Genomic DNA, 10,854 nt, shown 5'->3' with positions numbered 1-10,854 from the left:
TTGTGATCGGTCAAAGTCAACCTTGTGATGTGCCTACGTGCGCCCATATAAAACGACAAGTCACATAACGGAGAACCTGATGCAGACCCGCAACAAGGTGCTGGACGATCTGAGCCAGCTAATGACCAACGCCATGGGCGTGGCCCAAGGTGCCCGACAGGAGGCCGAGACGGCGATGAAATCGCTCATCGACCGCTGGCTGGCCGACCGTGATTTCGTCACGCGCGAAGAATTCGATGCGGTCCGCGCCATGGCGCAGAAGGCGCGCGAAGAGAACGAGGCCCTCAGGGCGCGGATCGAAGCGCTGGAAAAAGGTGCCGCTGGCGACTGAGGCGTTTCATGTCGGTGGCGATCATCCGGCTTTTGATGGGACTATAAGTTCCTGAAAAAGAAAGACCCTGCGAAGCAGCAACTTCGCAGGGTCACGTTTTCGGTGCTCAGACTGAAAACAACTTTCGGATGTCTTTGATATTGCCGATTCCTCGCCAAAAAGTAAAGCGTTGGTCGGGAAAAATCAAAAACGCCGCCCCGAGGGACGGCGTTTCCGGTGATTGTCGCGACCGCGTCTTCAGAACCCGAGGCCGGCGTATTTGTTCTTGAACTTCGACACACGGCCGCCGGCATCCATCAGGCGCGAACTGCCGCCGGTCCAGGCGGGATGCACCGAAGGGTCGATGTCGAGCGAGAGCGTGTCGCCCTCCTTGCCCCAGGTCGAGCGCATCTGCACGATCGTGCCGTCGGTCATCTTGACGTCGATGACGTGGTAATCGGGGTGAATGTCTTTTTTCATCTTGCCAATCCTTAAGCGGACGCGCCCGAGACGGGCTTGTAGGTGGAATCCTCGGCGATCCGCGCCGATTTGCCGCGGCGCGAGCGCAGGTAGTAGAGCTTGGCGCGGCGAACGCGGCCACGACGCACCACTTCGATGCTGTCGATATTGGTCGAATAGAGCGGGAACATCCGTTCCACACCTTCACCAAAGGAAATCTTGCGGACGGTGAACGCCCCGGCGATGCCATGCCCGCCCTTGCGGCTGATGCACACGCCCTCGAAATTCTGCACACGGGTGCGGGTGCCTTCGGTCACCTTATAGCCGACGCGGATCGTGTCGCCGGCCTTGAAATCGGGAATTTCCTTCCCGAGCGAGGCGATCTGTTCCGCCTCCAACTGAGCGATAATATCCATCGCTTTTCTCCTGAACTGCTTGCGGTTCGATCCGCAAAGGTGTCTCGCGTCCTTGAGAGCTCTTGGTCTTCTTCCGGGTCCGCAGATGCGCCCGCCAGAGATCAGGTCGTCATTGTCTGTGAAGTGTCCGCCGCAGCGTCCGCAGGCGACCGAAGAAGGTCAGGCGGAAAAGGATGCAAATAGCAAACACGCCCGGAAACGCAAAACGATTCCAGACGAGGCGGTTTATAAGAGGAATTGGGGGGCGGATCAAGCCTTGTCTGCTTGGGATTTCCGATGTCTGTCCCACAAATCCGGGCGGCGTTCGGCGGTCAGGCGCTCGGACATCTCGCGCCGCCATCTCTCGACCTTCGAATGATCGCCTGAGGTCAGCACCTCGGGAATGGTCCGGCCCATCCATTCGGCGGGGCGGGTGTACTGCGGATGCTCCAGCAGGCCGTTGGAATGGCTTTCGTCCTGCGCGCTCTCGGCATTGCCCAGAACGCCGGGCAGCAGGCGCACGCAGGCGTCGATCACGGCCTGCGCGGCGATTTCGCCGCCGGTCATCACGAAATCGCCAAGGCTAACTTCTTTGATGCCGTAATGTTCGATCACACGCTCGTCCAGCCCCTCGAACCGGCCACAGATGAGGGTCACGCCGGGTCCCTGCGACAAATGCCGCGCCATCTGCTGATCGAACCGCCGCCCGCGCGGGCTGAGATAGATCAGCGGCCAGCCGAGCGATGTGCCAGCCATTGCCTCGTCAATCGCGCGGCCCATCACATCGGCGCGCAGCACCATTCCGGCACCGCCCCCGGCGGGGGTGTCATCAACGTTGCGATGCCTGCCCTCGCCAAAGGGGCGCAGGTCGATGGTATCCAGCGCCCACAGCCCCTCTTGCAGCGCGCGGCCCGTCAGGCTCTCGCCCAGCACGCCGGGAAAGGCTTGCGGCAGCAAGGTGATCACCCGCGCCGTCCATGCGCCCGCAAGCTCGGGCGTGGACGTTATCAGCTCGCGGGGCCGCAGGCTGGCGCGGATGGATTTGCGTCCGTGGGATCTGGCGGGGTCTGTCATGGCTCTGCGGCATAACCTGCGGATCGGGGCGCGGGCAAGGGGTTTCGAAACGGTGGCTCAGTCCTCGGGTACGGATGTGCGGCGGTATTTGCGCAATACCGCGCGCTTGGCCTCTGCCAGCGCATTATCCGCCAGCGCAGAGCGGTTGAGCGCCAGCAGTTCGCTCGCGGCATCCTCTGGTTGCAGGTTGTGGCGTGGCAGCGGCGCCAGGTGATCTCCGGACAGCCCCAGCAAATCCAGCGCCGCCCCAAGCGGGCCAAGCGGTGTGGCGCCACAGGTCTCGATGTCGCAGGATTGCACCTCGGCCTCGGACCCCACCATGTCGCGGGTTTCGCCGACGATACGGGCGTGATCGGCGGCGGGCGCAAGACACGCGCGAAAGGTCTCGAAATCGTCGGTCAGCCGCTGCGCCCGCAGGTTCTGCCAGTAAAGGCTTTGCAGCCATGGCGCGGCTGCGCGCGTGGTGAACCAGACGGTAATTTCCGCCCGCGCCCCGAAACGCGCGCGCAGCACGGCGACGGCAGCATGCACAAGCGCCGGTGCGGCAAGGTAGGTGGTCACGTCACGCAGACCGGGCAGGTGGCCGCCCAGATCCTCGGAACTGATCATCAGGGCGCGCGGGTCATGGGCATCAAGTTGCCGGATCGCCGCCGCGAATTCGTCGGAGAACCGGGCCATGGTCCGGGCGGATCTCTGTGCCGAATAGCGCCGGGCGGCGCGGGCGGCACCGGGGATGCCGGGTGTCAGCAGCACCCGCAGGTGCGGGTCAAGGTCATGCGCACGCGCCAGCGCGCCGCGTTGCAGACTCGAGGTTCCGGTCTTGTGAAATCCCGGATGCAACAGGATGCGCATTGCCTAGAACAGCCCTTCGGGCGGATCGGCGATGATGCGGCCCGCTGTCAGATCGACGGTCGGCACAGCCTGCCGGGTGAAGGGCAGCAGAACCGTCGCGGACTGACCGGGCATTTCGATCTCCAGCAGGTCCGAGGCCCCGTGATTGAGCACCGCCCGGACCCGGCCCAGAGCCGTGCCGCCGGTGTCGAAAACCTCGAGACCGATCAGATCGGCATGATAGAATTCATCGTCCGGCAGCCCCGGCAGCCGGTCGCGCGGCACATAGAGGCGCGCACCGCGCAGGGCGTCGGCCTGTTCCTTGGTCGCCACACCGGACAGCCGGGCGGTAAACCCGTTCTTGGTCTGCCCGGTAAGCGTGATTTCGAATGCGCGCGTGCCGTCCTCGGTCGTCAGCGGCGCATAGCTGGCAATGTCCTCGGGGGTTGCGGTGAAACTCTTGAGGCGCACCTCGCCATGAACGCCAAAGGCACCGGCGATGGCTCCTATGCAGATCATTTCAGCCATGTGCCGCGCCCTCGCAAATCGAGCCTTTCAGATTACCGCCGGCGGCAAGACATTTATCGGCCTGCGCCTGACGTTCGAAAAACACACCGGCGATAAAGGCAATCAGACACAGGATGACGAGGCGGGCAAGGCGGAACATCTCAGCGCTCCTCGACCGGCAGGGCACCGCGGCGCGTCTCCCATCCGGCCTGTTCCAGTTCGGGTGTATCGCTCGCCTCTTCGGGCCAACCGACGCACAGATAGGCAACCAGCGCCCAATCGCGCGGAATATCAAGATCCCTGACCAGCCGCGCAGGATCCATGATCGACACCCAGCCCACGCCCAGACCACGCGCGCGGGCGGTCAGCCAGAAATGGGTGATGGCCCCCACCACGGAATAACGCCGGGTTTCCGGCATGGTCGCGGCACCAAGACCCGCGCCCTTGTCGGTGGTCTCGTCGCAAAAGATGGCCAGTTGCACCGGGGCCTCTTGCATCCCCGAGAGTTTCAGCTTGCTGTAGAGCATGGCTTTTTCGCCGTCATACCCGGCAAGAGCCTCTGCGTTGGCAAGGCTGAAATTGGCCAGCGCCGCGGCGCGGGCGGCGGCGGACCGCACCCGGATCACGCGCCAGGGCTCGCTCAGCCCCACCGAGGGCGAGAGCAGGAATGTGTCGAGACAATCCTGCAGGATTGTCTCGTTCACAGGATCCGTGCGGAAGCGGCGCACATCGCGCCGCCACCGCATGAGATCGTGCAGTTTGGACTGGAAGTCTTTTGAAAACTCTGACATTCCAGCGCCTTGCCTGTCTTATTCTTCGGCCGTTGCCGCCTCGGCGGGCGCTTCGGCAGGGGCGTTCGCGGCCTCGGCCGCAGCTTCTGCCTTGGCGGCTTTCTCCGCGGCGCGCTCCTGCGCTTTCTTGCCGGGGACCGCCTTTTTCAGGTTGGCGCGCTCTTTCTTCGCGATCACACCGGCGGCTTCGAGCATGCGGCTGATACGGTCGGTGGGTTGTGCGCCCTGACCCAGCCAATGCTGGATGCGCTCGACGTCCATCTTGACGCGATCCTCGCTGTCCTTGGGCAGCAGCGGGTTATAGGTGCCCAGCTTCTCGATGAAGCGGCCATCGCGCGGCATGCGGCTGTCGGCGGCGACGATACGGTAGAAGGGGCGTTTCTTGCTGCCACCACGGGCGAGACGGATTTTCATGGCCATTTGATTTCTCCTTTGAATGGCGTGGGATTGGCGGGGTGAAACCCCGCCCTACGATTGCTGTTGCTGGTGATGCCGGATCACCTCGGCGATGATGAAGTTGAGGAACTTCTTGGCGAATTCGGGGTCCAGGTCGGCCTCTTTCGCCAGGGCTTCGAGCCGTGCGATCTGTTGCGCCTCGCGCGCCGGATCGGACGGGGGAAGGTCGTGTTCGGCCTTGAGACGCCCAACGGCCTGGGTATGCTTGAAGCGTTCGCCAAGCGTATAGACGAGGATCGCATCGAGCCGGTCGATGCTCTCGCGATGCTCTTTCAGCAATTGGGCGGCAAGGCTGGTCGGGTCAGACATCAAGGCCTCCTGCGAATGAGACAAGCCGTATGGTTCGCGCGCTGAATCGTACAGTTCGGGCAAAGCCGGTCGCGGCGGTTGCCGGGATATACAAGCTGTGCGTGGTCATGCGTAGGCCTCGACCGAGCCGTCATCGTCGCGCCCCTCGCCGGCCTCGGGGCCGGGATGGCGATAGAGCAGATCGTGGCCCATGTGGATATTGTCATACTCGCGCTCGAACCACGCGCCCAGCCGTTCGGCGAGGGCAATCGAGCGGGTGTTGCCCGGCACGATGTTCGAGGTCAGCGTGTCAAAACCCAGATCCTCATAGGCATAACGGCGGGCGCGATGTGCCGCCTCATAGGCGATGCCCCGCCCCTCGAAACCCTCGAAAAGCGCCCAACCCAGTTCCGGTTCGGGCCAGCCCTCGGGGTTCCAGATGCCGGCGATGCCTGCGGTCTCGCCGGTGTCCTTCATCTCAATCGTGAAATAGCCGTAACCGTGAATATGCCAGTGGCCCACGTTGAGCGCGAACCAGCGCCAGGCCTCGCCTCGGTTGGGAGAGGAGCCAAAGCCCTCGGACCGTTCCCGGTCGAGCAGAAAGGCGATGGTGGGGTCAATGTCGCGCGGCTCCGGCCCGCGCAGGATCAGGCGCGGGGTTTCCAGAACGGGGGCCTGGGTCAGGTTCATCGCTGCGCCCTCCCCCGGCGAGGTGCCGGTTGCGGGGATGTTGCGGGGTATTTTCGCCAAGAAGAAACCATGGTCATTTCTTCTTGCCAAAGCCTGAGAGGCCGGGTGGCAGGCCCATGCCGCCGCCAAGGCCCGGCAGGCCGCCGCCCAGACCGCCCGGCAGTTTGCCGCCCATGGCGCGCGCCGCCTCTTCCATCGCCTTGGGGTCGTTCATGTCGGGCATGGCGCCCTTGCCGAACATGCCCTTCATGGCTTGTCTGAGCATCCCGCCCTTTCCCATCTTGCCCATTTTCTTCATCATGTCCGCCATCTGGCGGTGCATTTTCAGCAGTTTGTTGAGATCCGACACATCCTGCCCCGCCCCCGCCGCGATGCGTTTCTTGCGGCTGGCCTGCAACAGGGCGGGGTTGGCGCGTTCCTTCTTGGTCATCGACTGGATGAGGGCGATCTGGTGCAAAAGCATCCGGTCGTCAAAACCCGCCTCCTGCGCCTGCTTGGCCATCTTGCCCATGCCGGGCATCATGCCCATCAGCCCTTCCATGCCGCCCATCTTCTGCATCTGCTCAAGCTGGCTGCGCAGGTCGTTCATGTTGAACTGACCTTTGGCCATGCGGCGCATCATCTTTTCGGCTTCGGCGGCCTCGATGGTTTCCTGCGCCTTTTCCACGAGAGCGACGATATCGCCCATGCCAAGGATGCGGCCGGCGATGCGCTCGGGATCGAAAGTCTCGAGCGCGTCCATCTTTTCGCCAAGGCCGACGAAGCGGATCGGCCTGCCTGTCACCGCGCGCATCGAGAGTGCCGCGCCACCGCGCCCGTCGCCGTCCATCCGGGTGAGCACCACGCCGGTCACGCCGATCTTGTCGTCGAATTCGGTGGCGACATTGACCGCGTCCTGGCCTGTCAGGCCATCGACCACCAGCAGCGTCTCGCGCGGTTTGGCGACATCGCGCACGGCGGCCGCCTGTGCAATCAGTTCTGCGTCGATATGCAGGCGGCCCGCGGTATCCAGCATGTAGACGTCGTAGCCACCGAGCGCAGCCTGCGTCTTGGCGCGCCTGGCGATGGCGACGGGGTCTTCGCCCTTGACTATGGGCAGGGTATCGACGCCGATCTGCTTGCCCAGAATGGCGAGCTGTTCCATCGCCGCCGGGCGATTGGTGTCGAGCGAGGCCATGAGAACACGCTTGCCTTCGCGGTCCTTGAGACGCTTGGCGAGCTTGGCTGTAGTGGTGGTCTTGCCCGAGCCTTGCAGGCCCACCATGAGGATCGGCGCGGGTGGGTTGTCGATCTTGAGCGCGCCCGGATCACCCTCGCCGCGCAGAGTGTCGATCAGGGCGTCATGCACGATCTTGACGACCTGCTGGCCGGGCGTGATGGATCGGGTGACCGCCTGGCCGGTGGCGCGTTCCTGCACGCGCGCCACGAAATCGCGGGCGACGGGCAGCGAGACATCGGCCTCGAGCAGCGCGACGCGCACCTCGCGCAGGGCGGTCTGCACGTCCTCTTCGGAAAGCGCGCCCTGTTTGGTGAGCCGGTCGAAGACGCCGGAGAGGCGTTCGGAAAGATTTTCAAACATCGCTCGGGCTCCTTGCGCCGGTTTCGGTCTGCCGCCCCGACTATAGGGGCAACGGTTCAAACGATAAACGCCCCCGTGGGCGCGACGCGCTGACGGGGGGCGATCCCGACGCAAGGCCGGGACCGGAAGCACTGGCCTCCGGGGTTGGAGGGCGTTTACGTGCGGGGCGAGGTGGAGTCAAGCCGCTGTGCGATTGCAACTGCTGCGGCACCACAGCATAGTGGCGCGGGATGAGCGGATAGCGGACGGGGTGGCCGGGATGATGGAAAACTGGGACGAGGTGCGCACCGCCTATAACGTGGCGCGGATCGGCACCGTAAGCGGGGCGGCGGAGGTGCTGGGCGTGCATCATGCCACGGTGATCCGCCATATCGACGCTCTGGAGGAGCGGCTGGGCGTCAAGCTTTTCCAGCGGCATGCGCGGGGCTATACACCCACCGAGGCGGGCGACGATCTGTTGCGGGTGGCGCAGGCCACCGATGAACAGTTCAGCCAGTTGGCGGGGCGCATCAAGGGGCGCGGCAATGCGGTGTCGGGTGAGCTGGTCGTCACCTCGATCGGCGGTCTGAGCCATCTGCTGGCGCCGGTGCTGGCGGATTTCCAGCAGGAATTTCCGACGCTGTCGGTGCGCTATCTGACGGGCGATCGCCTGTTCCGGCTGGAATATGGCGAGGCGCATGTGGCGGTGCGGGCGGGCGCCGCGCCGGATCAGCCGGACAACGTGGTGCAGCCGTTTTTCCGGAATGAGTTTGCGCTTTATGCGAGCGAGGTCTATGCGGCGCGGCACGGTCTGCCCAAGGGGTGTGAGGAGTTCGGCCAGCACCGGTTTGTCGGACCGGCAGATCCGAAGACGCGCGCGCCGTTTCACCGTTGGTTGCAGGACAATGTCGCACCGGAGAATATCATGTTTCGCAGCGGCGATGTGCATGCGCAGCGCAACGCGATCCTGGCCGGGGCGGGGATCGGTTTTGCCTCTGTCCTGCAGGCGGCCGAGATGCCGGATCTGATTCAGGTAATGCCGCCGCGCCCCGAGTGGGCAGCACCTCTGTGGCTGGTCACGCATATGGATCTGCACCGCACCACCAAGGTGCAGGCATTTCTGAGCTATCTCAAGGAACGCGCCCGCGCGTGGCAGGCGGAATGACCCCAGCCTTGCGGGGGCATCTGGCGATGCTGTGTTTCTCCGGCCTCGTGGCGGGGTCGTTCGCGCTGGGATCCATGGCGGCGCAGCATATCGAACCTGCCGCGCTCAATGCACCGCGCTTTTTGCTGGCGGCGGTGATCGTTGGGGCGGGCGCGATGCTGAGCAGTGGCATCCCGCGCGAGACCTGGCGCGCGCCGTGGCGCTATCTGGCGCTGGGCGGGGCGATGGGGCTGTATTTCGTGCTGATGTTCGAGGGACTCAAGACCGCGCCGCCGGTGTCAGCCGCGGCGGTTTTCACCCTTACACCGATCCTGTCGGGGATCGCAGGTTATCTGATGCTGCGCCAGATAACCACGCCGCGCATGGCGCTGGCGCTGACAGTGGGGGCGATGGGGGCGCTCTGGGTGATCTTTCGTGCCGATCCTGCGGCGCTGATGACGTTCGAGGTGGGGCGCGGCGAGATGATCTATTTCTGGGGCTGCGCCGCGCATGCGATCTATACGCCGCTGGTGCGGCGGCTCAATCGCGGCGAGCGACCGGTGGTGTTCTCGTTCGGCACGGTGCTGGGCGCGGCGGTGCTGGTGACGGCGGCAGGCTGGAGCGATATCCGGGCGACGGACTGGGCAGACCTGCCCGCGATCGTCTGGATTACCATTCTCTACACCGCGGTCTTTGCCACGGCGGCGACGTTCATCCTGTTGCAATACGCCAGCCTCAACCTGCCCAGCGCCAAGGTCATGGCCTATACCTATCTGGTGCCCACATGGGTGGCGGTCTGGCAGGTGGCGCTGGGCCATGCGCTGCCGCCGGTGATGGTGCTGACGGGCGTGGCGCTGACGGTGGCGGCGCTGGTGCTTCTGCTCAAGGATGAACACCCGCCGGTCAGATGAATCCACCCTCGGTCAGATCGGTGCGCAACTGGCATAATTCGGGCGGCAGGCTCGCAATATCATCCGTCGCTTGCGGATCATCGTGAAACCGGGCGAGGGCGGCGCTGGTCCACAGATTGGCCTGTCCGAAGCTGGTGATCTGCCGGGCGATGGCGTCAAACACCGGCTGGCGAGTGCGGCGCTGAATGAGGCCCACCCGCGTGCCGGGCTGCATCACCATGGCCGCGAGGTGAAAGGCCGATCCGTCGGGGCCGACGATTACACGCGCGGCGCGGTAGCGGGCGATCTGTTCGGGGATCGGGTGACGCTCCGGGTGAAAGACGGTGAATCCCGCATCGGACATCCAGTGTTCGATCTGTTGCTCATGCGGCACCTGCCTGGCGCGGCTCTTGAGGCGGCGGCGCGAGATATAAATTCGCTCTGGCCCGTCGGGGGACACGGCGGCGCAGAGGTGGCGGCGCATGTAGGTGCGGAATTCGGGCGTACCCGCGCTCCAGTGCAGGTGGCCAAACCCTTGTGAGGGCAGGATCAACTCGTCCACTTGTGTCGGCCTGTCGATCAGATGCACAGGCAATCCCTGGCAAAGTATGTCGAGAAGTGGGCCAAGCCTGCGACGGATGACGGCGGCGATGTCGCGGCCCGCCATCGGGATGAGGGCGATGCCGTCCACCGGCCGTGCCACATGGTCGAACGCCCAGAGGCGAGGCGTCGCCTCTAGCAGGAAGTGCCCGAAATGGTGCCGCCCCACCCCGGCAAAGAGCCAGCGACCGGGCAGATGCGCGAGGGTCGCGGCGGGCGGCGCGGGATCCGGGGTGAAGCGCCCCCCCGACAGCAGCGTGCGGCCCGCAGGCAAGGGCTGGCCCGTGGCCGAGAGCACACCGCAGGCGTGGCCCGCCGCGCCGGTCATCGGGACAAGGGTGGCGTTCGGCTCGTAACCGATCCATGCCTTGGGCAATCGTGCCGCATCAGGTATCATCGGGCAACTCGACGCGCAGGAAACGCTCGAACGCATCGAGGTTCACCGCCTCGAACTGGCCAAAGCCCTGCATCCAGATCGAAGCGTCGCGCAGCGCGTCGGGTTCCAGCCTGCACCATGTCACCCGCCCGCGCCGGTCCTGACTGATCAGCCCGGCACGGCTGAGAATGCCGAGGTGTTTGGAAATCGCGGCGAGGCTCATCTCGAAGGGTTCGGCCACATCCGTGACCGCCATATCATCCTCCAGCAGCATCGACAGGATCGCGCGGCGGGTGGGATCGGCGAGCGCCGCAAAGACTGTATCGAGGGATGGGGCGTTATCCATACCTTTCATAAGCCCAAGGGCGCGGCCTGCGTCAACGGGTTTTGCCCCTGACGTGGCTATGTCAGGCCGGACCATCCGGGGCGATGGTCTCGTGTCGTGCAGACGCTCAACCATCCGGTTGAATATGGTCAATCCGCGC

General features: G+C 64.6%; 16 protein-coding genes. 3 read left to right on the top strand and 13 right to left on the bottom strand.

Annotation, left to right across the window (positions count from 1 at the left end):
• Nucleotides 1–79 precede the first annotated feature (79 nt).
• The gene (locus BSG08_RS04050; protein ID WP_093032452.1) at nt 80–331 is read left to right on the top strand and encodes an accessory factor UbiK family protein; all 252 of its coding nucleotides are present in this window, start codon (nt 80–82) and stop codon (nt 329–331) included.
• A 237-nt stretch (nt 332–568) separates the two neighbouring features.
• On the opposite strand, the gene rpmE is transcribed toward BSG08_RS04050, so the two are convergent.
• From rpmE to ffh, 11 genes are all read right to left on the bottom strand, one after another.
• A complete protein-coding gene (gene rpmE, locus BSG08_RS04045; protein ID WP_093032450.1) occupies nt 569–790 on the bottom strand; it encodes a 50S ribosomal protein L31 in 222 nt (73 codons plus the stop codon).
• Nucleotides 791–801: 11 nt separating this feature from the next.
• Nucleotides 802–1,185 (bottom strand): 50S ribosomal protein L19, encoded by a 384-nt coding sequence (gene rplS / locus BSG08_RS04040; RefSeq protein ID WP_093032448.1) that lies wholly within the window; start codon nt 1,183–1,185, stop codon nt 802–804.
• Nucleotides 1,186–1,434: 249 nt separating this feature from the next.
• A complete protein-coding gene (trmD, locus tag BSG08_RS04035) occupies nt 1,435–2,238 on the bottom strand; it encodes a tRNA (guanosine(37)-N1)-methyltransferase TrmD (RefSeq protein ID WP_093032445.1) in 804 nt (267 codons plus the stop codon).
• Nucleotides 2,239–2,295: 57 nt separating this feature from the next.
• Nucleotides 2,296–3,090: a hypothetical protein gene (locus BSG08_RS04030; protein ID WP_093032443.1), complete on the bottom strand. Its 795-nt coding sequence runs from the start codon at nt 3,088–3,090 to the stop codon at nt 2,296–2,298.
• Between the two features lie 3 nt (nt 3,091–3,093).
• Complete coding sequence (gene rimM, locus BSG08_RS04025) at nt 3,094–3,597, bottom strand: ribosome maturation factor RimM (protein WP_093032441.1); 504 nt, start codon at nt 3,595–3,597, stop codon at nt 3,094–3,096.
• Entirely contained in the window at nt 3,590–3,736 is a 147-nt protein-coding gene (locus BSG08_RS19410; protein WP_175544683.1) for a hypothetical protein, read from the bottom strand. Before BSG08_RS19410 ends, rimM begins: the two co-directional genes overlap by 8 nt.
• Nucleotide 3,737: 1 nt before the next feature.
• Nucleotides 3,738–4,367, bottom strand: coding sequence for a 5,6-dimethylbenzimidazole synthase (gene bluB, locus BSG08_RS04020; RefSeq protein ID WP_093032439.1), 630 nt, complete (start codon nt 4,365–4,367; stop codon nt 3,738–3,740).
• An 18-nt stretch (nt 4,368–4,385) separates the two neighbouring features.
• A complete protein-coding gene (gene rpsP / locus BSG08_RS04015; RefSeq protein ID WP_093032437.1) occupies nt 4,386–4,787 on the bottom strand; it encodes a 30S ribosomal protein S16 in 402 nt (133 codons plus the stop codon).
• A gap of 48 nt (nt 4,788–4,835) precedes the next feature.
• A complete protein-coding gene (locus BSG08_RS04010) occupies nt 4,836–5,132 on the bottom strand; it encodes a chorismate mutase (protein WP_093032434.1) in 297 nt (98 codons plus the stop codon).
• A 105-nt stretch (nt 5,133–5,237) separates the two neighbouring features.
• Nucleotides 5,238–5,801, bottom strand: a complete 564-nt coding sequence (locus tag BSG08_RS04005; RefSeq protein WP_093032431.1) for a GNAT family N-acetyltransferase — start codon at nt 5,799–5,801, stop codon at nt 5,238–5,240.
• Nucleotides 5,802–5,874: 73 nt separating this feature from the next.
• Complete coding sequence (gene ffh / locus BSG08_RS04000) at nt 5,875–7,380, bottom strand: signal recognition particle protein (protein ID WP_093032428.1); 1,506 nt, start codon at nt 7,378–7,380, stop codon at nt 5,875–5,877.
• A 262-nt stretch (nt 7,381–7,642) separates the two neighbouring features.
• On the opposite strand from ffh, the gene BSG08_RS03995 reads away from it, so the two are divergent.
• On the top strand, nt 7,643–8,524 hold the full coding sequence (locus BSG08_RS03995; protein WP_093033289.1) for a LysR family transcriptional regulator: 882 nt from the start codon (nt 7,643–7,645) through the stop codon (nt 8,522–8,524).
• Nucleotides 8,521–9,414, top strand: a complete 894-nt coding sequence (locus BSG08_RS03990; RefSeq protein WP_093032425.1) for a DMT family transporter — start codon at nt 8,521–8,523, stop codon at nt 9,412–9,414. Before BSG08_RS03995 ends, BSG08_RS03990 begins: the two co-directional genes overlap by 4 nt.
• On the opposite strand, the gene BSG08_RS03985 is transcribed toward BSG08_RS03990, so the two are convergent.
• Nucleotides 9,407–10,390 carry a glycosyltransferase family 61 protein gene (locus tag BSG08_RS03985; RefSeq protein ID WP_175544682.1) on the bottom strand — a complete coding sequence of 328 codons (984 nt, stop codon included), beginning with the start codon at nt 10,388–10,390 and terminating at the stop codon, nt 9,407–9,409. The genes BSG08_RS03990 and BSG08_RS03985 overlap by 8 nt on opposite strands.
• Nucleotides 10,380–10,715, bottom strand: a complete 336-nt coding sequence (locus tag BSG08_RS03980) for an ArsR/SmtB family transcription factor (RefSeq protein WP_093032422.1) — start codon at nt 10,713–10,715, stop codon at nt 10,380–10,382. Before BSG08_RS03980 ends, BSG08_RS03985 begins: the two co-directional genes overlap by 11 nt.
• Nucleotides 10,716–10,854 lie beyond the last annotated feature (139 nt).

Source organism: Roseovarius azorensis, from assembly GCF_900109455.1.
GTDB lineage: Bacteria > Pseudomonadota > Alphaproteobacteria > Rhodobacterales > Rhodobacteraceae > Roseovarius > Roseovarius azorensis.
Note: the sequence above shows the minus strand (reverse complement) of the source record. Positions and strands in the feature narration are given on the sequence as shown.

Coding starts and splice junctions, on each gene's coding strand:
- rimM (WP_093032441.1), bottom strand. CDS start 3,597: ATGGCTGAAATGATCTGCATAGGAGCCATCGCCGGTGCCTTTGGCGTT.
- BSG08_RS04030 (WP_093032443.1), bottom strand. CDS start 3,090: ATGCGCATCCTGTTGCATCCGGGATTTCACAAGACCGGAACCTCGAGT.
- BSG08_RS04050 (WP_093032452.1), top strand. CDS start 80: ATGCAGACCCGCAACAAGGTGCTGGACGATCTGAGCCAGCTAATGACC.
- BSG08_RS04010 (WP_093032434.1), bottom strand. CDS start 5,132: ATGTCTGACCCGACCAGCCTTGCCGCCCAATTGCTGAAAGAGCATCGC.
- BSG08_RS03985 (WP_175544682.1), bottom strand. CDS start 10,390: ATGATACCTGATGCGGCACGATTGCCCAAGGCATGGATCGGTTACGAG.
- rpmE (WP_093032450.1), bottom strand. CDS start 790: ATGAAAAAAGACATTCACCCCGATTACCACGTCATCGACGTCAAGATG.
- BSG08_RS04005 (WP_093032431.1), bottom strand. CDS start 5,801: ATGAACCTGACCCAGGCCCCCGTTCTGGAAACCCCGCGCCTGATCCTG.
- BSG08_RS03990 (WP_093032425.1), top strand. CDS start 8,521: ATGACCCCAGCCTTGCGGGGGCATCTGGCGATGCTGTGTTTCTCCGGC.
- trmD (WP_093032445.1), bottom strand. CDS start 2,238: ATGACAGACCCCGCCAGATCCCACGGACGCAAATCCATCCGCGCCAGC.
- BSG08_RS19410 (WP_175544683.1), bottom strand. CDS start 3,736: ATGTTCCGCCTTGCCCGCCTCGTCATCCTGTGTCTGATTGCCTTTATC.
- ffh (WP_093032428.1), bottom strand. CDS start 7,380: ATGTTTGAAAATCTTTCCGAACGCCTCTCCGGCGTCTTCGACCGGCTC.
- BSG08_RS03980 (WP_093032422.1), bottom strand. CDS start 10,715: ATGGATAACGCCCCATCCCTCGATACAGTCTTTGCGGCGCTCGCCGAT.
- rpsP (WP_093032437.1), bottom strand. CDS start 4,787: ATGGCCATGAAAATCCGTCTCGCCCGTGGTGGCAGCAAGAAACGCCCC.
- BSG08_RS03995 (WP_093033289.1), top strand. CDS start 7,643: ATGGAAAACTGGGACGAGGTGCGCACCGCCTATAACGTGGCGCGGATC.
- bluB (WP_093032439.1), bottom strand. CDS start 4,367: ATGTCAGAGTTTTCAAAAGACTTCCAGTCCAAACTGCACGATCTCATG.
- rplS (WP_093032448.1), bottom strand. CDS start 1,185: ATGGATATTATCGCTCAGTTGGAGGCGGAACAGATCGCCTCGCTCGGG.